Source organism: Parafrigoribacterium soli (assembly GCF_040227235.1).
Taxonomy (GTDB): domain Bacteria; phylum Actinomycetota; class Actinomycetes; order Actinomycetales; family Microbacteriaceae; genus Parafrigoribacterium_A; species Parafrigoribacterium_A soli.
The window spans coordinates 517,509-541,094 of sequence record NZ_JBELNZ010000004.1 but is presented as its reverse complement, the minus strand read 5'-3'; the positions used below and the strand labels follow the sequence as shown (position 1 = coordinate 541,094).

At 66.6% G+C, this 23,586-nt stretch carries 28 protein-coding genes; 17 read left to right on the top strand and 11 right to left on the bottom strand.

Going from position 1 to position 23,586, the window contains the following annotated elements; all coding sequences use genetic code 11:
• Nucleotides 1–24: 24 nt before the first annotated feature.
• Together ABUA37_RS13875 and ABUA37_RS13870 are read right to left on the bottom strand one after the other, a co-directional pair.
• Nucleotides 25–1,476, bottom strand: a complete 1,452-nt coding sequence (locus ABUA37_RS13875) for an NCS2 family permease (protein ID WP_349899803.1) — start codon at nucleotides 1,474–1,476, stop codon at nucleotides 25–27.
• A 63-nt stretch (nucleotides 1,477–1,539) separates the two neighbouring features.
• Nucleotides 1,540–1,881: a DUF488 domain-containing protein gene (locus ABUA37_RS13870; protein WP_349899802.1), complete on the bottom strand. Its 342-nt coding sequence runs from the start codon at nucleotides 1,879–1,881 to the stop codon at nucleotides 1,540–1,542.
• 74 nt (nucleotides 1,882–1,955) lie between these two features.
• On the opposite strand from ABUA37_RS13870, the gene ABUA37_RS13865 reads away from it, so the two are divergent.
• Both ABUA37_RS13865 and ABUA37_RS13860 read left to right on the top strand, forming a co-directional pair.
• Entirely contained in the window at nucleotides 1,956–2,402 is a 447-nt protein-coding gene (locus ABUA37_RS13865; RefSeq protein WP_349899801.1) for a hypothetical protein, read from the top strand.
• Nucleotides 2,403–2,508: 106 nt separating this feature from the next.
• The gene (locus ABUA37_RS13860) at nucleotides 2,509–4,620 is read left to right on the top strand and encodes a RecQ family ATP-dependent DNA helicase (protein ID WP_349899882.1); all 2,112 of its coding nucleotides are present in this window, start codon (nucleotides 2,509–2,511) and stop codon (nucleotides 4,618–4,620) included.
• A gap of 9 nt (nucleotides 4,621–4,629) precedes the next feature.
• On the opposite strand, the gene ABUA37_RS13855 is transcribed toward ABUA37_RS13860, so the two are convergent.
• On the bottom strand, nucleotides 4,630–5,430 hold the full coding sequence (locus ABUA37_RS13855; protein WP_349899800.1) for a putative protein N(5)-glutamine methyltransferase: 801 nt from the start codon (nucleotides 5,428–5,430) through the stop codon (nucleotides 4,630–4,632).
• A gap of 107 nt (nucleotides 5,431–5,537) precedes the next feature.
• Here ABUA37_RS13855 and ABUA37_RS13850 point away from each other — a divergent pair, with 107 nt between their 5' ends.
• On the top strand, nucleotides 5,538–6,032 hold the full coding sequence (locus ABUA37_RS13850) for a glutathione peroxidase (protein WP_349899799.1): 495 nt from the start codon (nucleotides 5,538–5,540) through the stop codon (nucleotides 6,030–6,032).
• 53 nt (nucleotides 6,033–6,085) lie between these two features.
• Here the strand turns inward: ABUA37_RS13850 and ABUA37_RS13845 are convergent, their stop codons facing one another.
• The 3 genes from ABUA37_RS13845 to ABUA37_RS13835 all read right to left on the bottom strand — a co-directional run bounded on the left by ABUA37_RS13845 (nucleotide 6,086) and on the right by ABUA37_RS13835 (nucleotide 7,113).
• Nucleotides 6,086–6,478, bottom strand: coding sequence for a type II toxin-antitoxin system VapC family toxin (locus ABUA37_RS13845; RefSeq protein ID WP_349899798.1), 393 nt, complete (start codon nucleotides 6,476–6,478; stop codon nucleotides 6,086–6,088).
• Nucleotides 6,475–6,708: a type II toxin-antitoxin system Phd/YefM family antitoxin gene (locus ABUA37_RS13840; protein WP_349899797.1), complete on the bottom strand. Its 234-nt coding sequence runs from the start codon at nucleotides 6,706–6,708 to the stop codon at nucleotides 6,475–6,477. Before ABUA37_RS13840 ends, ABUA37_RS13845 begins: the two co-directional genes overlap by 4 nt.
• 114 nt (nucleotides 6,709–6,822) lie before the next feature.
• Nucleotides 6,823–7,113, bottom strand: coding sequence for a hypothetical protein (locus ABUA37_RS13835; RefSeq protein WP_349899796.1), 291 nt, complete (start codon nucleotides 7,111–7,113; stop codon nucleotides 6,823–6,825).
• 174 nt (nucleotides 7,114–7,287) lie between these two features.
• Here ABUA37_RS13835 and ABUA37_RS13830 point away from each other — a divergent pair, with 174 nt between their 5' ends.
• The gene (locus ABUA37_RS13830) at nucleotides 7,288–7,386 is read left to right on the top strand and encodes a 30S ribosomal protein bS22 (protein ID WP_003792170.1); all 99 of its coding nucleotides are present in this window, start codon (nucleotides 7,288–7,290) and stop codon (nucleotides 7,384–7,386) included.
• Between the two features lie 102 nt (nucleotides 7,387–7,488).
• A complete protein-coding gene (locus ABUA37_RS13825) occupies nucleotides 7,489–7,761 on the top strand; it encodes a glutaredoxin family protein (RefSeq protein WP_349899795.1) in 273 nt (90 codons plus the stop codon).
• Nucleotides 7,762–7,818: 57 nt separating this feature from the next.
• Here the strand turns inward: ABUA37_RS13825 and ABUA37_RS13820 are convergent, their stop codons facing one another.
• Nucleotides 7,819–8,370 carry a hypothetical protein gene (locus ABUA37_RS13820; protein ID WP_349899794.1) on the bottom strand — a complete coding sequence of 184 codons (552 nt, stop codon included), beginning with the start codon at nucleotides 8,368–8,370 and terminating at the stop codon, nucleotides 7,819–7,821.
• Nucleotides 8,371–8,624: 254 nt separating this feature from the next.
• On the opposite strand from ABUA37_RS13820, the gene ABUA37_RS13815 reads away from it, so the two are divergent.
• Complete coding sequence (locus ABUA37_RS13815) at nucleotides 8,625–9,200, top strand: NADPH-dependent FMN reductase (RefSeq protein WP_349899793.1); 576 nt, start codon at nucleotides 8,625–8,627, stop codon at nucleotides 9,198–9,200.
• A gap of 41 nt (nucleotides 9,201–9,241) precedes the next feature.
• Here the strand turns inward: ABUA37_RS13815 and ABUA37_RS13810 are convergent, their stop codons facing one another.
• Complete coding sequence (locus tag ABUA37_RS13810) at nucleotides 9,242–10,105, bottom strand: aldo/keto reductase (RefSeq protein WP_349899792.1); 864 nt, start codon at nucleotides 10,103–10,105, stop codon at nucleotides 9,242–9,244.
• Nucleotides 10,106–10,207: 102 nt separating this feature from the next.
• Here ABUA37_RS13810 and ABUA37_RS13805 point away from each other — a divergent pair, with 102 nt between their 5' ends.
• On the top strand, nucleotides 10,208–10,792 hold the full coding sequence (locus tag ABUA37_RS13805) for a TetR/AcrR family transcriptional regulator (RefSeq protein ID WP_349899791.1): 585 nt from the start codon (nucleotides 10,208–10,210) through the stop codon (nucleotides 10,790–10,792).
• Here the strand turns inward: ABUA37_RS13805 and aspS are convergent.
• Nucleotides 10,756–12,084, bottom strand: a complete 1,329-nt coding sequence (gene aspS, locus ABUA37_RS13800) for an aspartate--tRNA(Asn) ligase (protein WP_349899790.1) — start codon at nucleotides 12,082–12,084, stop codon at nucleotides 10,756–10,758. The two genes, ABUA37_RS13805 and aspS, sit on opposite strands and share 37 nt — an antisense overlap.
• Nucleotides 12,085–12,208: 124 nt before the next feature.
• Here aspS and ABUA37_RS13795 point away from each other — a divergent pair, with 124 nt between their 5' ends.
• The 8 genes from ABUA37_RS13795 (at nucleotide 12,209) to ABUA37_RS13760 (ending at nucleotide 20,502) form a co-directional block, all read left to right on the top strand.
• Nucleotides 12,209–12,847, top strand: coding sequence for a histidine phosphatase family protein (locus tag ABUA37_RS13795; RefSeq protein WP_349899789.1), 639 nt, complete (start codon nucleotides 12,209–12,211; stop codon nucleotides 12,845–12,847).
• Nucleotides 12,844–13,431, top strand: coding sequence for a TlpA family protein disulfide reductase (locus tag ABUA37_RS13790; protein WP_349899788.1), 588 nt, complete (start codon nucleotides 12,844–12,846; stop codon nucleotides 13,429–13,431). The genes ABUA37_RS13795 and ABUA37_RS13790 overlap by 4 nt, the downstream gene beginning before the upstream one ends.
• The gene (locus ABUA37_RS13785) at nucleotides 13,428–14,210 is read left to right on the top strand and encodes a cytochrome c biogenesis CcdA family protein (protein ID WP_349899787.1); all 783 of its coding nucleotides are present in this window, start codon (nucleotides 13,428–13,430) and stop codon (nucleotides 14,208–14,210) included. Before ABUA37_RS13790 ends, ABUA37_RS13785 begins: the two co-directional genes overlap by 4 nt.
• Nucleotides 14,211–14,250: 40 nt before the next feature.
• Nucleotides 14,251–15,870, top strand: a complete 1,620-nt coding sequence (resB, locus tag ABUA37_RS13780; protein ID WP_349899786.1) for a cytochrome c biogenesis protein ResB — start codon at nucleotides 14,251–14,253, stop codon at nucleotides 15,868–15,870.
• Nucleotides 15,867–16,847: a c-type cytochrome biogenesis protein CcsB gene (gene ccsB, locus ABUA37_RS13775; RefSeq protein WP_349899785.1), complete on the top strand. Its 981-nt coding sequence runs from the start codon at nucleotides 15,867–15,869 to the stop codon at nucleotides 16,845–16,847. Before resB ends, ccsB begins: the two co-directional genes overlap by 4 nt.
• Before the next feature lie 134 nt (nucleotides 16,848–16,981).
• Nucleotides 16,982–18,256 (top strand): hypothetical protein, encoded by a 1,275-nt coding sequence (locus ABUA37_RS13770; protein WP_349899784.1) that lies wholly within the window; start codon nucleotides 16,982–16,984, stop codon nucleotides 18,254–18,256.
• Nucleotides 18,257–18,361: 105 nt separating this feature from the next.
• Entirely contained in the window at nucleotides 18,362–19,777 is a 1,416-nt protein-coding gene (locus ABUA37_RS13765) for a sensor histidine kinase (protein ID WP_349899783.1), read from the top strand.
• Nucleotides 19,777–20,502 carry a response regulator transcription factor gene (locus tag ABUA37_RS13760; RefSeq protein WP_349899782.1) on the top strand — a complete coding sequence of 242 codons (726 nt, stop codon included), beginning with the start codon at nucleotides 19,777–19,779 and terminating at the stop codon, nucleotides 20,500–20,502. The genes ABUA37_RS13765 and ABUA37_RS13760 overlap by 1 nt, the downstream gene beginning before the upstream one ends.
• Nucleotides 20,503–20,515: 13 nt before the next feature.
• On the opposite strand, the gene ABUA37_RS13755 is transcribed toward ABUA37_RS13760, so the two are convergent.
• Nucleotides 20,516–21,091 carry a hypothetical protein gene (locus ABUA37_RS13755; RefSeq protein WP_349899781.1) on the bottom strand — a complete coding sequence of 192 codons (576 nt, stop codon included), beginning with the start codon at nucleotides 21,089–21,091 and terminating at the stop codon, nucleotides 20,516–20,518.
• A 127-nt stretch (nucleotides 21,092–21,218) separates the two neighbouring features.
• Nucleotides 21,219–22,214 carry an o-succinylbenzoate synthase gene (locus ABUA37_RS13750; RefSeq protein WP_349899780.1) on the bottom strand — a complete coding sequence of 332 codons (996 nt, stop codon included), beginning with the start codon at nucleotides 22,212–22,214 and terminating at the stop codon, nucleotides 21,219–21,221.
• 52 nt (nucleotides 22,215–22,266) lie between these two features.
• Between ABUA37_RS13750 and ABUA37_RS13745 the strand changes: the two genes are divergently transcribed.
• Both ABUA37_RS13745 and ABUA37_RS13740 read left to right on the top strand, forming a co-directional pair.
• On the top strand, nucleotides 22,267–22,638 hold the full coding sequence (locus ABUA37_RS13745) for a hypothetical protein (RefSeq protein ID WP_349899779.1): 372 nt from the start codon (nucleotides 22,267–22,269) through the stop codon (nucleotides 22,636–22,638).
• 28 nt (nucleotides 22,639–22,666) lie between these two features.
• Nucleotides 22,667–23,563 carry a 1,4-dihydroxy-2-naphthoyl-CoA synthase gene (locus ABUA37_RS13740; RefSeq protein ID WP_349899778.1) on the top strand — a complete coding sequence of 299 codons (897 nt, stop codon included), beginning with the start codon at nucleotides 22,667–22,669 and terminating at the stop codon, nucleotides 23,561–23,563.
• Nucleotides 23,564–23,586: the final 23 nt, after the last annotated feature.

The following is a 23,586-nucleotide window of genomic DNA, read 5'->3' as shown; positions in this document are numbered from 1 at the left end:
ACGGGGTCACGGACCGAAGCGCGGTCAGCCGCCGATGAGCGTCTCGATCGGGCCGCGGGCGAAGTAGATGAGGAAGCCGAAGGCCACTACCCAGAGCAGCCAGGAGATGCCCTTCGCCTTGCCCGAGAGCGAGCGAAGCACGACCCAGGAGATGAAGCCGGCGCCGATGCCGTTCGAGATCGAGTAGGTCAGCGGCATGATCACCACGGTGAGGAACACCGGCAGAGAGACCGAGAAGTCGGTCCAGGTGATTTCCTTGATCTGGGCCATCATCATCGCGCCGACGAGCACCAGGATCGCCCCCGCGACCTCGCTCGGCACGATGGTGGTGAGCGGGCTGAAGAACATCGCGAGCAGGAATAGCACGCCGGTGATGAGGTTAGCGAAACCGGTGCGAGCACCCTCGCCGATGCCCGCACCAGACTCGATGAAGACGGTGTTCGACGAGCCGGAGGTGAATCCACCGGCGACCGCGCCGACGCCCTCGACGATCAGCGCCGACTTGAGCCTCGGGAAGTTGCCCTTCTCATCCGCAAGACCGGCCTCTTTGGAGAGGCCCGTCATGGTGCCCATGGCGTCGAAGAAGTTCGTGAAGACGAGGGTGAAGACGAGCATGAGGGCGGCGAGGATGCCGATGCGCTCGAAGCTGCCGAAGCTCACCTGACCGACGAGACTGAAGTCCGGGATGCTCACGACCTGGCTCGGCAGGGTGGGAACCTGCAGACTCCAGCCGCCCGGATGCTTGGCGCCACTGCCGAGGTGAGCGAAGGCCTCGACGATCATGGCGATGAAGGTGCTCGCGACGATGCCGATGAGCAGCGCACCCTTGACCTTGCGGGCGACGAGCACACCGGTAAGCAGGAGCGTGAAGGCGAAGATGAGGACCGGAATCGTGCCGACGGAGCCCGCGATGCCGAGACCGACGGGCGGCGAGTTGAAGCCGGTGGAGGTGACGAAGCCCGCATCCACGAGGCCGATGAAGGCGATGAACAGGCCGATCCCGACCGTGATAGCGATCTTCAGTTGGATGGGTACCGCGTCGAAGATGAGCACCCGCAGGTTGGTCGCCGAGAGGATCACGATGATCACACCGTTGATGAGCACGAGGCCCATCGCCTCGGGCCAGGTGAGGTCGCCGACGACGCTCGCCGCGAGGAAGGAGTTGATGCCGAGCCCCGCTGCGAAGGCGAAGGGCAGGCGCGAGACGAGTCCGAACAGGATCGTCATCACGCCCGCGGTGAGGGCCGTGACGGCGGCGACCTGGGTGAACCCGAGCGAGTGACCGAGCACATCCTTGCCGCCGCTCAGGATGATCGGGTTGAGGATGACGATGTACGCCATCGCGACGAAGGTGACGAGCCCGCCTCGCACCTCTCGGGAGAACGTGGATCCCCGCTTCGTGATCTCGAAGAACGAATCGAGTCGTCCGCGGAAGGTGGTCTTGGGCTCGGGCTTTGCCGCCTCAGTCGTGGTCACGCGATTACCTTATCGGCGGATGGGCCTTCCGCGACGAAAATGGGCGTGTCCAGCGGCCGCGAGTCAGCTCAGATACTCGGCGAGCACCACGGCCTGGTTGTGCTCCTCGTCTTTCGCGGAGTACACGAGCGTGACCGTGGGGTGCTCCGACACGATCGCGCGCAGCTGATCGGCCGCGGGATTGGCGTCGAGTTCGGCCCGATACTTCTCGGCGAAGCCCTCGAATCGGGATGGCTCGTGGCCGAACCAGGTGCGCAGTTCGGTGCTCGGCCCCACCTCCTTCAGCCACTCATCCACGGCGGCGGCGGCCTTCGCAATACCGCGCGGCCAGACGCGGTCGACGAGCACGCGATAGCCGTCCTTCGCCGCAGATTTTTCGTACACCCGCTTGATCTTCACAGCCATCTCTTCATCGTCCCACTCTGGGCATGGGCTGTGCATCCGCCCCGTCGACGACTTGCTCTGCCTATCGTGAAGAGATGACAGAGTCATCGAACACACACCGAGCGGATGACGCGCTCTCGCCCGTGAACAGCGCGACCGGTGCGCCTACCGCGGCCGATACGCGCACGGATGGCAACCCCTATGAGCACGGCCCGGGCGATCCCACCGGAGGCGCGACGCCGCAGTCGACCAATCGAGACAGCGGGCGACCGGACGGAAACCCCGAGGCGCTCGTGCAAGGTCAGCGGGTGACCACGCAGCACGACATGGAGTCGTCGGGCGACCCCTCGGGGCTGGGAACGGATGACGCTGCCGCGGCCGAACCTCCCTCGCCGCACGCACCGAGGCATAAGGCCGAGCCCGAGGACGGCGGCATCATCGACGACATCGCCGGCGCCGTGCCAGGCCGGCTCGACGAGGACCCGCACACGGGCGAGCGCGATCCGGATCTCGAACCGGACGCTGGCGTCGGCCTTCCATAGCGCGGCTACTCCTCCACAGCCGCCGTCGCGCCCACGTTCGTCACCGCTGGCGCGTGCTGTCAGCCGCGCCTGACAAGCTTGCCGCGTGACAAACGCAACCGAAGGTGTGGCGCAGGCCGCCGTCGTCAACGACAGCCGCGCATCCGCCCTGCGCATCCTGCGCACGCTCGTGGGTTCGCAGACCGCCGAGTTTCACGCTGGGCAGTACGAGGCGATCGAGACTCTTGTGGATCGCCGACGCAGGGCTCTCGTGGTACAGCGAACGGGCTGGGGCAAGTCGGCCGTGTACTTCGTGGCCACGCTGCTGCTGCGAGAGCAGGGGGCGGGGCCGACCATCCTCGTGTCACCACTGCTCGCGCTCATGCGCGACCAGATCGCCGCCGCGGAGCGCGCGGGCGTGCGCGCGGTCGCGATCAACTCCACGAACGCGCACGAGTGGGACGAGGTGCTCGTCCGACTCGAGCGCGACGAGGTCGACGTGCTTCTGGTGTCGCCAGAGCGGCTGAACAATCCGACCTTTCGTGAGAACCAGTTACCGTCGCTCGTGCGGCGCGCGGGAATGCTCGTCGTTGACGAGGCCCACTGCATCTCCGACTGGGGCCACGACTTCCGCCCGGACTATCGGCGCCTGCGCGAACTCATCTCTTCGCTGCCGCTGGGCGTGCCGGTGCTCGGCACCACAGCCACGGCGAACAGCCGGGTCGTGCAGGATGTCGCCGAACAGCTGGGCGGCACGCATGCGGCCGAGATCGTGACGATCCGTGGCCGTCTCGCCCGGTCATCGCTTCGCCTCGGTGTGCTTCGACTGCCCGATGCGCGCGCGAGGCTGGGCTGGCTGCTCAGTCACCTCGCCGAGCTGCCCGGTAGCGGCATCATCTACACGCTCACGGTCGCCGCCGCCGAAGACACCGCGAGGCTGCTCCGCCAGGCGGGGCACGAGGTGCGCGCCTACACCGGACAGACGGATCCGGCGGAGCGTGAGCAGTCAGAGGCGCTGCTGAAGAGCAACGAGGTCAAGGCCCTCGTCGCCACGAGCGCGCTCGGCATGGGCTTCGACAAGCCAGACCTCGGCTTCGTGCTGCACCTCGGCGCACCCTCGTCGCCGGTCGCCTACTACCAGCAGGTGGGCCGCGCGGGCCGTGCCACCGAGAACGCGGATGTGCTGCTGCTGCCGGGCACGGAAGACGAGGCGATCTGGACGTACTTCGCCACCGCATCCATGCCCGATCGTGCGCGAGCCGAGGCGGTGATCGAGGCGCTCGGGGATGAGCCGCTCTCCACCCCCGCTCTCGAAGCCAGGGTCAACCTGCGCCGCACCCCGCTCGAACTGCTGCTCAAGGTGCTCGACGTTGACGGTGCGGTTCGCCGGGTGAAGGGCGGCTGGATCGCCACGGGTCGGCCGTGGCAGTACGACGCCGAGCGGTACGAGCGCATCGCCGCGGCTCGCCTGGTCGAGCAGCAGCACATACTCGACTACGAACAGAGCACCGGATGCCGCATGGAGTTCCTGCAGTCAGCGCTCGACGACGAGACTGCCGCGCCCTGCGGTCGCTGCGACAACTGCGCGGGCGTGTGGTTCCCGCTCAGCGTCGACGAGCGTGCCGCGAGCACGGCGAGCAGCTCGCTCGACCGCGTCGGCGTGGCCATCGAGCCGCGGGCGCAGTGGCCGAGCGGTGCGGAGCGTCTCGGCGTTCCCGTGAAGGGGCGCATCGCGGAGGGTGAGCGGATGCTTGAGGGTCGCGCCCTCGCCCGCCTCACCGATCTCGGTTGGGGCGGCACGTTGCGCGGTCTGCTCGAGGGTGCCGGTGCCGCGAAAGACGCGCGCGCGTCGGCCGCGCTCGTCGCGGCCTGCGTGCGGGTGCTCGGCGAGTGGGACTGGAGCGAGCGGCCGGTTGCGGTCATGAGCGTGCCGTCGAGGCGGCATCCGGCACTCGTGGAATCGGTCGCTCAAGGGCTCGCCGACGCCGGCCGACTGCCGTACCTCGGTGCGCTCGCGCACGTGGGCGGTGGTCCGAACGGTGAGCCCGGGGGCAACAGCGCGTGGCGGCTGTCAGGCGTGTGGCAGCGATTCGCGGTTGACGTGCCGCTGCCGGATGGCCCGATTCTGCTGGTGGACGACCTGGTCGACAGCAGGTGGACGCTCACCGTCGCGGCTCGCGCCCTGCGCCAGGCGGGTGCCACCGCGGTGCTCCCGTTCGCGCTCGCCGTGCGCGCCTGAGCGGGCGCGTTATCCAACCGACCGCGTGCCGATGATCACCGTGGCGTCGAGCTCGTCGTCGCGCACGACCTCCGCGTCCAGACCGCTCGCCCGCACACTATCGCGCGCAAGGGCTGCCTGCCGCTCGCTCGTCTCGAAGAACAGGTGACCGCCGGGTGCCAGCCACTCCGGCGCGGCAGCCGCCACCCTCCGCAGCACCTCGAGCCCGTCACCCCCGCCGTCGAGGGTGACACGCGGCTCGTGATCGCGTGCCTCCGGGGGCAGTAGCGCGATGGCGTCACTCGGCACGTACGGCACGTTCGCAAGCAGGGTGTTGACCCTTCCCATGAGCGTGCGCGGCACGGCCGCAAACAGGTCTCCCTCATAGACGGCTCCGCCGAGAGGCGCCAGATTGCGCCGGGCACACAGCACGGCCGGATGCTCGATGTCCGCCGCGTGCAGTTCGATGCGCCTCGAGGCATCCGCGGCATGCACGCTCGTGGCCACTGCGGCCCCTAGCGCGCCGGCGCCGCAGCACAGATCGAGCACTACCGCCCCCGGTTTCGTGCGCGCGATCGCCTGGTCCACGAGAAACTCAGTACGCACTCGCGGAACGAAGACGTCCGCATCGAGTACAAACCGCAATCCGTGAAACTGCACCCAGCCGAGAATCTGCTCGAGGGGGAGTCCAGCGACTCGACGCCGCACCATCGACTCGAGTTCCCCGGGTGAGGCAGCCTCCGCGAGCAGCAACTCCGCCTCCTCCTCGGCGAACACGCAACCGGCGGCGCGCAAAGCATCCACGATGCTGTCGGGGGTGAGAGCGGACACGAAACCTTTCGGAAGGAGTTTTCTCATCGTACGGCGAGCGGCTGCCCCCCGATGCGGGGGTGCGAATCGCAAGCTGCCCCCCGTGCGCGACGCCTACGATTGGAACCATGAATTTGCTCGACATTCCGCTGGTTCGGCTCGACGGCACGAGTATCACCTACGCGGAATATCACGAGCAGGTCGTGCTCGTGGTGAACGTCGCCTCCAAGTGCGGGCACACGCCACAGTACGAAAAGCTCGAGGCCCTGCAGCAGCGCTACGCCTCGCGCGGCTTCACCGTGCTCGGGTTCCCCTGCAACCAGTTCGCCGGACAGGAGCCCGGAACGAGCGAGCAGATCCAGGAGTTCTGCACCGCGAACTACGGCGTGACCTTCCCGCTCTTCGAGAAGACCAAGGTCAACGGCAACCGCGCGCATCCGCTGTACTCCCTGCTCACCCAGACTCCGGATGCCGACGGCCTGGCTGGCAAGGTCAAGTGGAACTTCGAGAAGTTCGTGATCTCACCCGGCGGCGAGGTCACCCGGTTCCGCTCGAAGGTACAGCCGGATGCGCCCGAGGTGATCGCCGCGATCGAAGCGGCGCTGCCCGCGGTCGCTGCCTGAGCCGCACGGCTGTCGTTCGCATCCGGAGCGGATGCTGGCCGCCGAAGGTTGGGTTAGTCCCAGGCCACGCGGACCGTTGGCAGCGTGCGAAAAACCGGATCGGCCGTGACGATCGGCACACCCTCGATGATGCTCTGGGCCGCGAGCATCCGGTCGAACGGGTCCTCGCTCACCCACTGAAGTTGTCCCACGGCGACGCTGTGACGAGCGGTCACGGGTAGCTCCACGGCGCCGAGGCGGCGCATGTGGTCTTCGAAGGCGAGGAGGAGGGCTCCCGTGTCCGGAAGCCGACCGATACGATGCTTCGTCGCGATCTCCCACGGCACGACCGCGGAAATGAGCAGCTCGTTGCCTGGATCGCGAATCAGCTCGGATGCCATCGGGCTGAGTCGTGCGGGGTCCCTCAGCGCCCACATCACCACGTAGGTGTCGAGGAGGAGCCTCACTCGCCGCTCCAGGAGCGCAGCTCTTCGCCGGGGAGCTCCTCGAAGAAGGACACGCGAATCGGACCGCCAGGAACGAACCCGAGCTCTCTTTCCGGCACTTCTCCCAGTGGGCAGAGCCGCGCGATGGGCTTTCCACCGCGAGCGACGACGATCTCCTCGCCGGCTTCAACGCGCACGAGCAGCTCTGAGAGGCGAGTTTTCGCATCCTGCACGTTGACTTGCGTGACCATGTTGACCAAGTCTAGTTGACCAACCACATCCAAGCCAAGAGGGATGGCCCATTTCTGCCCGGATTCTCGGGGCTGAGACCGGACGGATGCGCCGAGGGCACTTGGGCGGCCGACCTACCGAACGACGAGCCAGCGGCCGCCCACGCGCTCCGTCACCGTGGTCGCCAGCGGTTCGGCGAGGGCGGCGACGGCGGCGAGAGCGTGAGAGCCCACGCGCTGGGCATCCGCGGCGTCATCACCCGTGAATCGCACGGTGATGCGGGGCATTCCGGAGACAATGCCGATGTCGCTGGCTTCCACGGTGGTGAGCTCGGCGACAGCTCGGGCAACGCCGGGCAGCACGGCCTGCGGTTGGGCTCCCGGGCGTAGCCTTCCAATGGTCACAGTGACGCGGTAGGAGGGCACGCTCCAGCCTAGGCCGGTTAGCTTCCGAGCAGGGATGCGGCCCGCGGTCGGAATCCGCCGACGAGAGTGGCATCATTGATCAGTTACACTGTCGTGAGGCAAATTTTCCGCGGTTCCACTACGAACCCGGCAGTTCGTTCATCATCCGATGAAGCCAGAATTTATGAGGTGCGTATGGGTTCCGTAATCAAGAAGCGTCGCAAGCGCATGGCGAAGAAGAAGCATCGCAAGCTGCTTCGCAAGACTCGTCACCAGCGTCGCAACAAGAAGTAGTCGATTTCGACTCGAAGCGCCGGGCCATCATGGCCCGGCGCTTTTTGCTGTTTTCGGACGCGGTGGGAGATGCCGGCGCGTGTGGAGTCCTAGGCTGGGGGCATGCCAGAGACCGTATCCCTCACGCTGATTGGGAAGCCCGAGTGCCATCTGTGCGAAGACGCCAGGGTCATCGTGAAATCGGTCATGGCGGACCTCGAGGGTGAGCCTTCCGCGCCCACTATCGCGCTGGAAGAGCTCTCAATCCTCGATGATTCCGGGCTTTTTGAGAAGTATGTGGAAGAAATTCCGGTTCTTCTACTGAACGGCCGCGTGCACAATATCTGGCGCATCGATGCCGCGCGGCTGCGCTCCGCGATACTCGACGCTCGCTGAAGGCGGGTTGAGTAGGGAGGAACGAGCGCATCGAAACCCTCAGGCGCAGAACCCAGGTCAGTCGCGCTTGGCTGCGGCTTCCGCTTCGGCGCGTGACTCGTAGACGGGCTCGTCCAGCGTGAACGACAGGCTTTCGCTCGGTGCGATGAGTAGCAGGTCGGTCGGCTCCTCGGCGGTGCGAAAGTCCTCTGCGACGAGCGGCTCGTTGTTCACATGCACGGTGAGCAGCCCGCTCCCGGTCTCGAGCGACTCCACCTCGAGGGCGCTCAGCGGCTTGCCGCCCGCGCGCTCCAGCAGGGCGAGCACCGCGGCACCGATGCCCTTGCCCGAGCTCAGGAATGCCTTCTCGTCGAGCACGGTGTAGTCGTAGCGGGTGCGCACGGTGAAGCGCAGTTCATCGGGCTCCTCGGCGTCATCCGGCTCCTCGTCTTCATCGAACTCGTCGAGTGCGTCGCCATAGGCGCCCACCGCCTCCCACAGCTGGCTGTCGAGGGCCTCGTCGGCCTCGCTCTGTACACCGTGTGCGGCAATCGTGTCGACGTGCTTGCGCAGGATGGCAAGGAGTGCTTCGCCCGCCTCGGCGGCGGTCTCTGGGATGTCGGTGCTCATTCCAGCCACGGTACCAGCGGCGCGCGCCCTCCATCGTCCCGACGTGCGTCCGCGCCCGCCCGCCCCGCCGCTCCCGCCCGCTTCCGCGTGAGACGCCATCCACTCGTCGCCGATGCGTAACTCAGGCTGAACGCGTTTCGGGAGTCGAAAGCGAGCTAATGCCGCTGGGTTTCCCGCGGATTGCAGGAGTTATGCACGTCCGGAGCACCGCACCCGGCCTTCCGCCGCAGTATGCCAAAGGCTAGGCTCCCGGCATGGACGACCGGATCCCGATCCTCGCGATCTGCGGCAGTCTGCGTGCGAGTTCACTCAACCGTGCGCTACTGACGGCCGCAGAGGCGATGGCGCCCGAGTTGCGGTTCGTGGGCGATGAGCTGGTCGCGCAGCTCCCCCTCTTCAACCAGGACATCGAAGAGTTCTCGCTGCAGGTGCAGCAGTTTCGTGAGGCCGCGGCCGGCGCGAGGGGCGTCGTCATCGCGAGCCCCGAGTACGTGTTTTCGGCATCCGGCGTCACAAAGAACGCGCTCGACTGGCTCGTCGGCTCGGCAGGACTGATGTCCAAGCCGACCCTGGTGATGAGCGCCTCTCCCGGCCACACGGGTGGACTTCGCGGCGTCGCAGCACTGATTCCGACGCTGGATGGTGTGGGAGCTGTGCTGCTCGATCCGTTGACGGTGAGTCGGGCATCCGCTCGCATCCGGCTAAACGGCGAGATCACGGACGAGACCCTGCGCCAGCGACTTCAGATTGCGCTCGATGACTTTCGCCGCGCGCTCGACTACTCGATGGGCGCGGTGGAGCGCGGGACGGCCGCGCGATCCCAGCGCTGAGTGAGCTCCGACTCGGCAGACGCTGAGCTGAGCAACGCGGACTACTCGGCCAGGGAGCGGAACACTGTGCGTAGATCGACGTCGGCCGCCGCGAGATTCTCCCGCACGTGCGCCAGGTCTAGCGATCCCGGGATGAGCATGGTGCGGTCGTACTGGGCGAGCAGCCAGGCGAGCCCCACCTGGCCGGGCGTGACAGCGAGGCGCTTCGCGGCGGCGACGACCCGGGGAAGTTCGGTGACCCGCTGATGGCCGGGAAATCCGCTGCCGAGCGGCATGTACGGTACCCAGGCGATCCCGTGTGCGCGCGCGATCTCGAGAACGGACGCTCCCTCGCGATTGACCAGGTTGTACAGGTTCTGCACCGCCACAATGCCGGCTCGCAGGGCCTCACTGAGTTGCTCCGCGCTCACGTGGCTGAGCCCGATTTCCCTGATCAGACCCTCTTTGCGCAGAGTGACGAGCTCGGCGAGCTGCTCGCTGAGGGGGAACCGCTGCTCCTCCGATGCGACGATGCCAGGGGCGCTGTCGAGGCGGCGGAGATAGACGAGGTCGAGTGATTCGCGCCCGAGGCTCCGCAGGTTCGCCTCGACGTCTTCCCTGAGCTCTGCGGGGCTCTGGGCGGCAATCAGCGGAGGCGTCGCGCCCGGAAGTTCGCGCGCGCCGACCTTGGTCGCGATCAGCGGAGAGTTGGATGCCTGCGGGAAGGCGCGCGCGATCGCCCGGTTCACGCTTCCGCCGCCATAGAACTCGGCGGTGTCGATGTGGTCGACGCCGAGTTCAGCGACCGAGCGGAGGATCGCGACCGCTTCTCCATGGCTCGGCGTTGTGCGGCCGTGCGAGAGCTGCATGGCCCCGTAGCCGACCCGGTGCAAGGTTCGGCCCGCGAATTCCAGAGTGCCCGACATTACGTCTCGTCCTTGGGTGAGATAAACTAAACGGAATAACTTCCGTTAACCACGCTACGCATTAACCGGAGGAACTTCCACTTGCCTGAACGCGAAGTCGCAATGACGCCGGCCAAACGGGCGGATGCGGTGCGCAACCGGCAGCGCATCGTCGAGGCAGCACAGCGAGTGTTCACCTCCGGCGGCGACTACGGTCCCGAGTCGATCGCCAGGGAGGCGGGGGTCGGCATCGGCACCTACTACCGCCACTTCCCCGATCGAAACGACCTCGCCGCGGCCGTCTACGACGACGAGTTGCACGAGGTCGCGAAGAGCGCCGAGACGCTTGTGGAGGCCAACCCACCGCTACTCGCACTGCGCCGTTGGATGGATCGCTTCGCCCAGCGCCTGGAAAAGAAGCGTGCCATGGGCCCGGCGCTGCGTTCCCTCATCGAAAGCCGCGCCGACGGGCCAAACGTCACCCGTGCGCTGCTGGCTGAGGCCGCGCAGCGAATACTCGATGTCGGCATGAAGTCCGGGGACATCCGTCAGGGTGCGCGGGGAGACGATCTCGTCACGGCACTGGTGGGCGTCTGCATTGCCACCGCCGAAAGCGACGACGGCGAGCAGCTCGCGCGTCTACTCGATCTCTTGGGCGACTCCGTGGCCGCCTACGGCAGCAGGCGGTTCGGCCCGCGGAACAGGTAGGTCGCCTCGCGCAGGTTCGGCAGCCCGAGCATGAGCATGAGCACGCGCGAGAGGCCCATGCCGAACCCACCGTGCGGCGGCACGCCGTAGCGGAAGAAGTCGAGGTAGAAGCCAAGCTCCTCCGGGTCGAGGCCCTTATCGCGAGCGTTCTGCTCGAGCACCTCGATGCGGTGTTCGCGCTGCGCTCCGGTGGAGATCTCCGTGCCGTTGTAGATGAGGTCGTAGCTGTTCGTCAGGCCCGCGTCATCCGCATGCCTCATGTGATAAAACGGCCGGATGCTCGCGGCGTAGTCGGTGAGGAACACGAAGTCGTGCCCGAACTTCTCCTTCACATAGGCGGCGATCTGGCGCTCGCCCTCGGGGTCCATGTCGTCGTCGTGACGGGGCACCTCGTAGCCGCGCTCGGCGACGATGCGCTTCGCCTCGGCGAGCGGGATGCGCGGGAACGGCGTCGTGGGCACCTGCAGTTCGATGCCGAACAGGGCCTCGATCTCGGCGCCATGCTTCGCCTTGACCGCGGTGAGGCCAGCGACCATGAGGTCTTCGTGCAGCTTCATGACGTCTTCGTGGCTGTCGATCCAGCTGATCTCCGAGTCGACGCTCGTGAACTCGGTCGCGTGACGCGAGGTGAAAGACGGGTCGGCGCGGAAGGCGGGGCCGACCTCGAAGATCTTGCCGAATCCGGCCGGCTGCGCCATCTGCTTGAAGAACTGCGGGCTCTGCGCGAGGTACGCCTTGGTCTCGAAGTAGCCGACCTCGAACAGCTCGGCCTTCGACTCGCTCGCGCTCGCCATGAGCTTCGGGGTGTGCAGCTCGATGAAGTCGTTCTCGACCCAGTAGGTGCGCCAGGCGTGCTCGAGCGTGGTCTGGATGCGGAAGATCAGGTTGTTCTTCGGCACGCGCAGGTCGATGAAGCGCCAGTCCATGCGCTTGTCGACGCCGCTGTCGTCGGCGATCGGCGTCTCCGGGATGGCGTGGGACGCGATGTCGATCGCCTCAAGCTTGATCTCGACGCCGCCGAGCTTCACGCGCTCGTCGTGCTTGAGCTCGCCCGATGCCGTCAGGAACGTTCCCTGCGCGAGCGACGAGATCGTGTCGGCGAGCGCGTCCTCGGCCGGAGTGCCGTCCTCGGCAAAGAGCCGCGGATGCACGAGTTGCACCGCCCCGGACTCGTCGCGCAGCACGACGAACTGCACCTTCTTCTGGTCACGCACCGTCTCCACCCAGCCGGACACGCTTGTGGGGCCGTCGGATGCTGCGGCCAGGTTCCTGATCAGGGTGCGTTTGCTCACCGGTCAAGTTTAGACGGGCTGCTCGACGTCGGGGATCGCACCGACTGAGCCTGCGAAGTCGGTTCAGCCTTCGGTGCGATCCCCGACGGCACCCCGGGGTCTACACCTTCCGTACACTTGAAGCGTGCCCGCAACCCTCATCCATCTCGTGCGCCATGGCGAGGTACACAACCCGGATGGCGTGCTCTACGGCCGCATTCCGGGGTATCACCTCTCGGAGCTCGGGCACGCGATGGCGGCCGCAGCGGCGGGAAGCCTCGCCGGGCATCCGATCACGAGGTTGTATGCCTCACCGTTGCAGCGGGCGCAGGAATCGGCAGAGCCCTGGGCGAGCGCGTTCGACCTGCCGATCACGACCGACGAGCGCCTGCTCGAACCGTTCAATAAGTTCGAGGGCAAGAAGTTCGAGTTCGGCCCGGGAGTCCTTTTCCACCCGAAGGTTTGGCCGTGGGTGATCAATCCGATGAAGCCGAGTTGGGGCGAGCCATACCTTGAGGTGCGTGAGCGGATGCTCGCCGCGATCGAGGATGCGCACGCCTCCGTCGAGACCGGCGAGATCGTCATGGTCAGCCATCAGATGCCGATCGTCATGGTGCAGCGCGGAATCGCGGGCAAGAAGCTGTATCACGACCCGCGCCGACGCCGCTGCGCGCTGTCGAGCATCACGACCCTCGAGAAGCAGGGCGACGCCTTCGTCGAGGTGGGCTATCAGGAACCTGCGGCAGAGTTGCTTGCGAGAGCCATCGACCTGGGAGCAGTGTGAAGATCGCAGCCAGGGTGAGCGCCATCGCGCTCGCCGCCGCCCTCGTGCTCACCGGATGCACGTCGAACGATGCGCTGACCGGCAACGTTCACGATAACTACACCTCCGCCGACGGCGCCGTCACGACGATTCGTACGCAGGATCGCGGCGAGCCGATCAGCTTTACCGGGAAGAGCGACACCGGCGACAGCATCGCAAGCAAGGACTTCCGCGGGCAGATCGTGGTCGTGAACTTCTGGTACGCGAGTTGCGCACCCTGCCGCACCGAGGCGCCACTGCTCGAGAAGGCGTACCAGCAGCTGCAGGCGAGCAAGGTCGTCTTCCTCGGCGTGAACACCTCCGACCAGCCAGACACCTCGCGCTCCTTCGCGGCGGGCCACGGCGTGACCTACCCGTCGATCGTCGATGTCGACTCCGGCTCGGTGCGGCTCGCCTTCGCGGGCAAGATGTCGCCGACGGCCACCCCGACCACCATCGTGCTCGACAAGCAGGGGCGCATCGCCGCCCGCGTGCTCGGGGAATTGGACTCGGCATCCATCCTGAAGCAGCTCGTGAAGGACCTGCTGGTCGAGGGTTCTCAGTGAACCCGATCGGTGAGCTGGTCTACGGGGGAAACCTGCTCGTCGCGATCCCCATCGCGCTGCTCGCGGGCCTGATCTCGTTCGCTTCGCCGTGCGTCCTTCCGCTCGTGCCGGGCTACCTCGGGTACATCGGTGGATTCGCCGGTGCTGCGGTCGGCACGGTGGCCGGGGAAGCGACAGAGAAGGATGTCGAGCGCAAGAAGGCCCGGCGTCGGCTCCTTCTCGGCGTCGCGCTGTTCGTGCTGGGCTTCAGCGTCGTCTACGTCACGCTCACGCTGGTCTTCGCCACCGCCGGCCTCGTGCTCATCGCCTGGATGGGGCTGATCACTCGTATCATCGGCGTGATCGTGGTCGTCATGGGACTCGTCTTCATCGGCCAGTTCACCTTCCTTCAGCGCACCTTCAAACCCGAGTGGAAGGTCGCGACAGGCCTCGGCGGCGCACCGCTGCTCGGGGTGGTCTTCGGCCTCGGCTGGGCGCCCTGCACCGGCCCCACCCTCGCCGCTGTCCTCAGCCTCAGCCTCACGAGCGGTTCACCCTGGCGCGGCGTCGTGCTCGGTCTCGTCTTCTGCCTCGGTCTCGGCATCCCCTTCCTGCTCGTCGCTCTCGGCCTTGGCTGGGTCACCGGCTCGGTCTCGTGGCTCAGGCGCCACATCCGCACGATCAATATCGTCGGAGGCTCGGTGCTCGTGGTCATCGGCCTGCTCATGGTCAGCGGGCTCTGGAGCAGCTTCATCTCACACCTAGGTTCGGTGATGCCCGGTTATGTCTCGCCCGTCTGATCATTACGACTCACCCGCGCCGGCACCGAAGGAAGAGGGTGTGACGCTGCCGAAGCTCGGCTTCGTCGGCACCGCCCGCTTCATCTGGCGTCAACTCACGAACATGCGCACGGCGCTCCTCCTCCTCCTGTTGCTCGCGATCGCCGCGGTTCCCGGCTCGCTCTTCCCGCAGCGTGCAGCCGACCCGAACGGCGTCACCCAGTACTTCGCCGCGAATCCCGACTCCGCACCGATCCTCGACAGGTTCCAGCTCTTCGACGTGTACAGCTCGGTGTGGTTCTCGGCCATCTACCTGCTGCTGTTCATCTCGCTCATCGGCTGCGTCATCCCGCGCACCATGCACCACCTGCGCGCGCTGCGGTCGAAGCCACCGAAGACCCCGGCCAGGCTCGAGCGACTCAGCGCCTTCGCCGCATTCGACCTGCCCGCGGGCGAGACGGATGCCGACGGTAAGCCGTACACGGCAGCCACGGTCATCGAGTCCGCCCGCTCTCTGCTGCGCAAGTCGGGGTACCGCACGGAACTCTTCTCCGGCAGGGAGCTCTCGGTCTCGGCAGAACGCGGCTATCTTCGCGAGACGGGCAACCTCGTCTTCCACACCGCGCTACTCGGCGTGCTCATCGCCGTGGGCGTCGGTGGCAGCATCGGCTACACCGGGCAGAAGGCCGTCGTCGTGGGACAGTCCTTCGTCAACGTTCGCGGCGCGTTCGACTCCTTCAACCCGGGGCGCCTGTTCAGCGATGACTTCCTTCAGCCGTACCGGCTCGTCGTGAACTCCTTCGAGGCGAAGTACGAGGCCAAGAATCTCGATGCGCTCGGCGAGGCGATCGACTTCACGGCAAAGCTCACGAGCTACGGCCCCGGCGACTCCGGCACGAAGCGGGTGTTGAAGGTGAACGACCCGCTGCGCCTCGGCGGCAACGAGGTCTATCTGCTGGGCAACGGTTACGCGCCGAAGATCACCGTGCGCGACGCGGGGGGCAAAGTGGTCTTCACCGACAACGTGCTGTGCCTTCCACAGGATGCGAACCTAACGTCGATCTGCACCGTGAAGGTGCCGGACGGGTTGAAGAAGCAGCTCGGGATGGTCGGTTTCTTCTACCCCACGGCGAGTCCACTCAGCTCGGGAGCGTTCACCTCCGTGCATCCCGACCTCGGCAATCCCCTGCTCACCCTGCGCGTCTACGCGGGTGACCTCGGCATCAATAAGGGCGTCCCGAAGTCGGTGTACTCGCTCGACCCGACCGGCATGACCCAGATCGCCGGTGGAACGGCGACGACTCCCGCACTCGAACTGAAGCCGGGCGAGACGGCGACCCTGCCCGGCGGTTACGGCTCGATCGCGTTCGAAAACGCGTCTCCCAAGGCCGCCTCAAACGACCTCTCCAAGAGCGTGAAGCGGTTCGTCTCGCTCGACGTGCACAGCGATCCGACCCAGGGTTGGGTGCTGCTGTTCGTTTCGTTCGCGGTGCTGGGGCTGCTCACCTCACTGTTCGTTCCGCGCCGCCGCGTGTGGGTGAAGGTCATCGAGGGGGAGGACGGAACGCTCCGCATCGAATACGCCGGACTCGCGCGCGGGGAGGACCCAGGTCTCGACGCGGCTGTCGCCGATATCGCTCGGCGCCACGCGCGGCTACTCGGGCTTAGGCTGGCAGCGTGACCGCAACGCTCTCCTCATACTCACTGATAGCGATCTATTCGGCGATGGCCGTCTACATGTTCGCGTTCATCGCGTTCACCCTCGACCTGGCCAAACGCACCGCCGAGTCCTCGGCTCCGGTTGCACAGGCCGCAGCGAACCGCGTGGGTGTGCTCACCAGGGCCGGCGGCACCACGGCGACGCTCGAGAGGCTGGACGCCGCTCCGACCGTTCCCACGCGCCGCATCAGCCGCTTCGAGCGCGTCGCGTTCGCGCTCACCGTGCTCGGCTGGATCCTCCACGTCGTCGGCACCGTGCTGCGCGGCGTGGCGGCCGGGCGCGTTCCCTGGGCGAACATGTTCGAGTTCTCGCTCACCGCATCCGCCATCATTGTCGGTGTCTTCATCTTCGTGCAGCTGTGGCTCGACCTGAAGTTCCTGGGCGCGTACATCACAGGCTTCGGTCTGATCACCCTCGGCGTCGGCACCGTCAACTTCTACGTCGCGGTGGTTCCGCTGCCGCCGGCACTGCAGTCGTACTGGCTCGTCATCCACGTGTTCGTCGCGACGCTTGGCACCGCCTTCTTTGCCATCGGCGGAGGGCTGTCGATCATTCAGCTCGTGCAGGGCAGGCGCGAGGCGGGCAAGTTCGAGTCGGCCAAGTTCCTCGGCACGCTTCCGGATGCCGAGCGCCTCGAGACGCTCGCCTACCGTGTCGTCGTGGTCGGCTTCGTGTTCTGGACCTTCACCCTCATCGCGGGCTCGATCTGGGCCGAGCACGCTTGGGGTCGCTACTGGGGCTGGGACACGAAGGAGGTCTGGACCTTCATCATCTGGACCCTCTTCGCCGGGTACATCCATGCGAGGGCGACGCGCGGCTGGCGCGGCTCCCGCTCGGCCTGGCTCGCGATCGTCGGCTTCAGCGCGGTCATGTTCAACTTCACGATCGTGAACCTGTTCTTCAAGGGGCTCCACACCTACTCGGGGCTGCCGTCCTGATCCTGCCTCGCATCCTTCCCGTTCTGCGCGCGTGTCGTCTGTTGTAACCTGAACCTCGCAGCGAGGACGGCTCACCGGCCCTCAGAAATGCCTTGCCTCACAGCCAAAGGAGATTTCCGAGTGGTGACGTCCGGGTGAGCGTCGGAGTTCGGCGCTTCCGTATCCACGCGCGCGATCGGATGTTGCGCGGCCAGGTCGTCGTGGGCATAGTCGGGCCCATCGTCACGACCGACGTTGCCCACTACGTGCAGGCGTTGCAGAAGATAGCCAGGATCGGTCCGCGTACGCGAATTGCCATCAGCTCAAGACCGCGCGGTAAATCCTGGTACTACGACGCGAGTGCCACCGACAGCTGGTGTGAGCAACTCGTCACCCAATTGCCTGCGGCGACGGCCGAAACAGTCGTCGATGTCGGGCTCGCGCAGGTTTCGATGATTACGCCGCAGCATCCGCTTCATTTCTTTGTCGCGGGTGACTATCTCATCGAGGTCGGCGACCACGTGCTGGGAGACGGCAAGGGGTTTCTCGATCGTCTGACGACGCTCGCACACATGGGGATCGGCGACACGGAGTATCCCGATTGGCTCACGTCGCACTCGGAGAGATTTCCGCTCTGGAAGGCCGCGCGCACAACGTTCCTCGCCAACCCACAGGCTCGTCGTGATCTGTTCGCTGCGCGCCGTGCGGATAGACGGTGGCAAAACGACGATCCAGACACCAAGAGCGAGATGGTCTCGTGGACGGCCCAGCGGGCGTCGGTACACGTCGTCGTTCCGGCCTCGCAACTACGGGAAATCCGACAGTGTGTGAGGCAGTCCGATCAGGGTGCGACCGTGTCGTCCGCGCTGCTCGTGGTCGTTCGAGCGGCGCTGGTCAGGGCGGGCATCCGGCTGCAGCACGAGCAGACGATGATTTACGATGCTCGCCAATACCTACCGAGCGGATCGGGCGAGGTGAGAGGCAACTTTGTCACCGGACTGCCGGTGCGAGTGGACGATCCGGAGGATCCGGCGCAGCTTGGCGTGGCGATAAAAGCCCAGATCACCTCAGCACGTCCACTGGCCGCACTCCTCGTCGGTGTCGGACGGTACACGATCGCCCGAACGCAGACCCGCGAGGGGTCCAAGCGGCGCAAGGCCCCGACGGCGCACATGGTCTTCAACAACCTGGGTGTCGCGCGCGCGCTCCAGCGACTTCCGTGGACGGCGGATCCGGAGCACCGAACCGCTGCTGTAATGGTGCCGACAGGAGGCCCGGAACACATTACCGTCACTGTGGTGGTGGTTGCGAGCGTCCTCCAGATCACGGCCTCGTTCCATTCGAACGTTTTCGACCCGGAGGTCGTGCGGCGAGCGCTCGGCTATATCGCTCACGGGTCAATCACCGAAATGCTGGGGCGGCAGAGCTGACGCCACCTCGCTGGGTCGCCGTCCTGATCCTGCCTCCGTTCCGGCGCGTGAGTAAAGCGGCGTCACCCGGGTGGCCCCCGAAGTAGGGGCGACTAGGCTGGGAGCGTGTCTGGCCTGCGCTCGGTTCGGGTGCGCATCCTGGCATCAATCCTCTTCGTCACGGCTCTGGGGATGACGCTCGCCGGGGGCGCTGCGTTCTTCGTGCAACGCGACCGGGCGCTGGCACAGATCGATTCGAAGCTCTCCGAAACCGTGCGGAGCCTTCAATCCGTGGCTGACGACGAGGGCGGTGACGGCGTTCCCACGACGGTGCGGGACTTCCTGACGAAGGCGATGCAGCGCGTGCTTCCCGACATCCACGAGAGCATCGTCGGCATCGTCGACGGCCGCGCGACGATGCTGCCGTCCGCCGATCTCAGCTTTCGACTCGACCGGGACGCCGCCTTCATCAATCGCGTCGTGGACACCGCGGATTCGACGCGGGTGGTGATGGGAACCTCCGGCTCGCGCGCGGGGGAACTGCGCTACGTGATCATCCCGGTCAAGATCGGCGCGGACCATTCACGCGGGCTCTACGTGGCGGCATACAACCTCGACGCGGAGCTTGCCGAGATCCGTGACGGGCTGACGATCTACACTGTCGTGGCCGCGCTCGCCCTCGTGGCGGTTGGACTCGTCGGCTGGGTGGTCGCCGGACGGCTGTTGCGTCCCATCCGTTCGCTTCGGGAGACCGCCGCACGCATCACCGAGACGGATCTGTCAGAGCGCATCGCCGTTGTCGGTGCCGACGACGTCTCCGAGCTCACGGTCACGGTGAACGACATGCTCGAAAGGCTCGACGGCGCATTCTCCGCTCAGCGCCTGCTGCTCGACGACGTCGGTCACGAACTCAAGACGCCGATCACCGTGGTTCGCGGACACCTCGAGCTGATCGAACCGGACTCCCCCGACGACGTGCGCGCCACTCGCGACCTGGTGCTCGATGAACTCGACCGGATGAGCGGCCTCGTGGCCGACATCGCCCTCCTCGCCAAGACCCGCATTCCCGATTTCGTTCAGCCGGAGTCCACGAAGCTCGACGAGCTCACCGAGGCGGTCTTCTCCAAGGCCAGTGCGCTCTCTAACGAGCGCACCTGGCGGCTCGAGGAGACGGCCGACGGGACTGCCTTCGTTGACCCCGCTCGCATCACCCAGGCATTGCTGCAGCTCGCCGAGAACGCCGTGAAGTTCTCCCGGCCGGGCACGGCGATCGGAATCGGCAGCGCCGTGAGGGACGAGGCGGAGTTCGAGCTATGGGTGAGGGATCAGGGCAAGGGTGTAGAGAAGAATCAGCTCGCCCAGATCTTCCAGCGTTTCGCTCGCGCCGACGAAGGCAGGGGGGTGGATGGCGCCGGACTCGGCCTGTCCATTGTCGGGGCCATCGCTGAGGCGCACGGTGGCCGGGCGTTTGCGGAGAGCAAGCCGGGCGCAGGGTCGAGGTTCGTCATCCGCATACCTCGACGGGAACGAAAGGATCAGTAGTGGCAAACATTTTGATCGCGGAAGACGAGGAGCGCATCGCGTCGTTCCTCGAGAAGGGGCTCCGTTCGGCCGGCTTCGGTGTGACGACGGTCGACAACGGCGTTTCCGCGCTCAATGCGATCAGTGGGGGTGAGTTCGACCTCCTGCTTCTCGACATCGGGCTGCCGAAACTCGACGGTCTCGAGGTTTTGCGCAACCTGCGCGAGACGGGTGACAGCATTGCCGTGATCGTGCTGACCGCGCGCGAGTCGGCGGTCGACACCGTCTCCGCCCTCGAGGAGGGCGCCAACGACTACATGTCGAAGCCGTTCCGCTTCGACGAACTGCTCGCCCGCGTGCGACTGCGCGTGCAGGATGCCGCCGTCGAGTCGAACCCGCAGTTGATCGAGTGCGGCGACCTGAGCCTCGATCTCCGCACGAGGCGCATCACGGTGCACGGTCGCGAGGTCGACCTCTCGGCGCGCGAGTTCGGACTCGCCCAGGAGTTCATGCAGAACCCCGAGCAGGTGCTCAGCCGCGAGCAACTTCTGAGCCGGGTCTGGGGTTTCGACTACGACCCGGGCTCGAACGTGGTCGAGGTGTACGTGCGGTACCTGCGGCGCAAAATCGGGGCGGCGCGGCTCGAGACCGTTCGGGGAATGGGATACCGGCTCAGGGCATCAGCTCTGCCCGCGCCGAGCGAATCGGTGCCGGCCGCCGCCAGCACCCCTCGTCCCGCGGTGTAGGGACTACGCGCCTCTAGCGGTATCCGTCGTAATCGGCGCTGTGGCGACCGTCGGGCGATCCGACATGCTGCTGACCCCAGTCGCTGCCGCGCGGCTCGGCGCGGTGTCGGGGAGTCGGAGACTGCTGCTCCTGCGGCGCCATGTGCTGGGGTGCAGGTGCCGTCTGCTCGGTTGGGGTAGGTTCGCTCTCGGTCTGCGTGGTGGTGTCGGGGTCGTACTGGTGCATCCACTGGTGGGCGTCGTTCCATGCCCGCTCATCCGCGGCGTGCTGCGTGGCGGTCGGCACCGGCACGCTGAGAATTCTGGGTGCAGCCGGTGGTACGACCACGGGCGGCGCTTCGTGGATGGCGCCCCTCCGCGTTACGGGCGGAGTTGTGGGAGTGCCGACCACGTTTTGCGTGTCGGTCTTCTGCGCGAACGGGTCGGTATCCGCGCTCTTCGTGGTCACCCCGTGCGAGGTCGTGAGTGTCGAGGTGGCTTTCTGGGGCTGATCGAACGCGTGCGCCAGGCCGATGATGCCGCCTCCGGCGACGCACATCGTCACCAGGGTTCCGCTCGCTACCGCTAGCGCTGACGTCGTCTTTGTCATGATGTTTGCTCTCCGTGTGATGTCGCACTGTTCGTGCGCGTGCCGAGGTTCCACCCTTTCCAATGGCCATGAGATTCACCGGAAGTCGCGATGAGAGATCTCTCATGCGGACTGGGCGTGGGGCGGGCTAGGCGGGGAGAAGCGCGTGGCAGCGCTCAAGTCGTGCCATCCACCAGGCGGTGCGATCGGCGGATGCCGCATGCCGTTCGAGCAACGCCGGTGACGGTTCCACGCGCCGCACGTCGATGCCGCCGGCCTCGGGCACGAGCGGGCGCTCCACCACGTCGGCGGCGAGCAGCGCCGCCGTGCCGAGCCCGCAGTCGTAGTCGAGCCGGGGGATGCTCGCCGCGAGGTGCAGCCCCATCGAGAGTCCCACTGACGTTTCGATCGCACTCGAGACGACGACGGGCAGGCCCGCCTCGGCCACGATCCGCAGGGCAGCCGCGTTGCCCCCGAGCGGCTGCGCCTTGATGACGAGGATGTCCGCGGCTCTCGCCCGTGCGACCGCGAGCGGGTCTGCCGCCTTGCGCACACTCTCATCCGCTGCGATCGGCACGCCGAGATATTTCACCCGCTTGCGGATGTCTGCGAGCTCATCGATGCTCGCACAGGGCTGCTCCACGTATTCGAGGTCGAACTCGGTCATGGCGTGGATGGCGTGCTCCGCCTCGTCCACGTTCCAGGCGCCGTTCGCGTCGACGCGAATGCGACCCTCTGGGCCGAGGTAGCGACGCGCCTCGGCGACGCGGGCCACGTCATCCGCCAGCTCTTGCCCCGGTTCTGCCACCTTGATCTTGACCGTGCGGCAGCCGGGAAAGCGGTCGAGCACCTCTGTGACGCGCTCGGCCTCAACCGCCGGCAGCGTTGCGTTGACGAGAACGCGGTTGCGCTCGAGCCGTGGATGTTCGGTCCAGCCGAACTCGATGGCTGCGGCCAGCCAGGCTGCGGCCTCGGTATCGTCGTATTCGAGAAAGGGTGAGAACTCAGTCCACCCTCGCGGGCCTTCCAGCAGCATCGCCTCGCGCGTCTCGATCCCGCGAAAACGGTGCGCCATCGGCAGCGAGACGACCTGCGCGGAGGCGACGAGCTCCTGCAGTGATGGCTGCTGTGTTCGCGGCTGCATTGCTCCAGTCTGCCGCACCGGCTCGGCTAGGCTCCCTTGGCGAGGGGGTGTCATGGGCGAGGAGTCAGAACAGGGCGTTTCGACCCCTGATGTCGCGCCGCCGGAGCCCTCGCCACCGACCGAGATCGGTGAGCCGCCGGCACCTCGCAGCCCCACCGCCACCCTCGGCTGGATCGCCATCGGGCTCGTGGCGCTGTGCGTCCTTGCGGATGCCGTGGCCGTCACCCTCGCGGTCGGCCGCTACTGGCCCGCCGCGACCACGATCGCGCAGGGGACCAACGTGGCGACGGCCGTCGTCTTCGTCGTCGGACTCTTCGCGGCCTTCCGCCGGCCCGCCAGGTGGCTCGGCATCCTCGCGATGGTCCTCGCCGTGCTCGCGAACCCGTTCATCCTCACCCACCTGCTCGACTTCCTCGGCGGCTGATTCCAGCCTCGGCTCGTAGGCTTAGCCCATGCCTGAAGCAGACTTCGTCTCCGACCTGTTCGACTCGTCCGCGTGGAAGCCCGTCGCCGGTTTCGAGGGTCTGAGCGACGTGACCTACCACCACGATGTCGCCGGGCGCGTCGCGAGGGTCGCGTTCAACCGGCCGGAGGTGCGCAACGCCTTTCGCCCGCACACGGTCGACGAGCTCTACCGTGCGCTCGACGACGCGAGGCAGAACTCGCGCATCGGCGTCGTGCTGCTCACCGGCAACGGACCGAGCCCCAAGGACGGCGGCTGGGCCTTCTGCTCGGGGGGCGACCAGCGCATCCGGGGCCGCGACGGGTACCAGTATGCGGATGGCACTGCGTCAACCGGACGCCTCCACATCCTCGAGGTGCAGCGGCTCATCCGCTTCATGCCCAAGGTGGTCATCGCGGTCGTTCCGGGCTGGGCGGCCGGGGGCGGGCACTCGCTGCACGTCGTCTGCGACCTCACCATCGCATCCGCGGAGCACGCGCGCTTCAAGCAGACGGATGCCGACGTCGGCTCCTTCGACGCCGGCTACGGAAGCGCGTATTTCGCCCGCCAGGTCGGCCAGAAGTTTGCCCGCGAGGTGTTCTTCCTCGCCCGGGAGTACGACGCCCAGCGAGCCCTCGACACCGGAGCCATCAACGCCGTGGTGCCCCACGCCGAGCTCGAGACGGTTGCGCTCGAGTGGGCGAACGAGATCCTCGGGAAGTCGCCCACGGCCATCCGCATGCTCAAGTTCGCCTTCAATGCGGTCGATGACGGTATGGTCGGGCAGCAGGTGTTCGCTGGCGAGGCCACGCGCCTGGCCTACGGCACGGACGAGGCCGTGGAGGGCCGGGATGCGTTCCTCGAGAAGCGCGAGCCGGACTGGTCGCCGTACCCGTGGCAGTACTGAGTCGCGGCATGGATCGCCTCCCG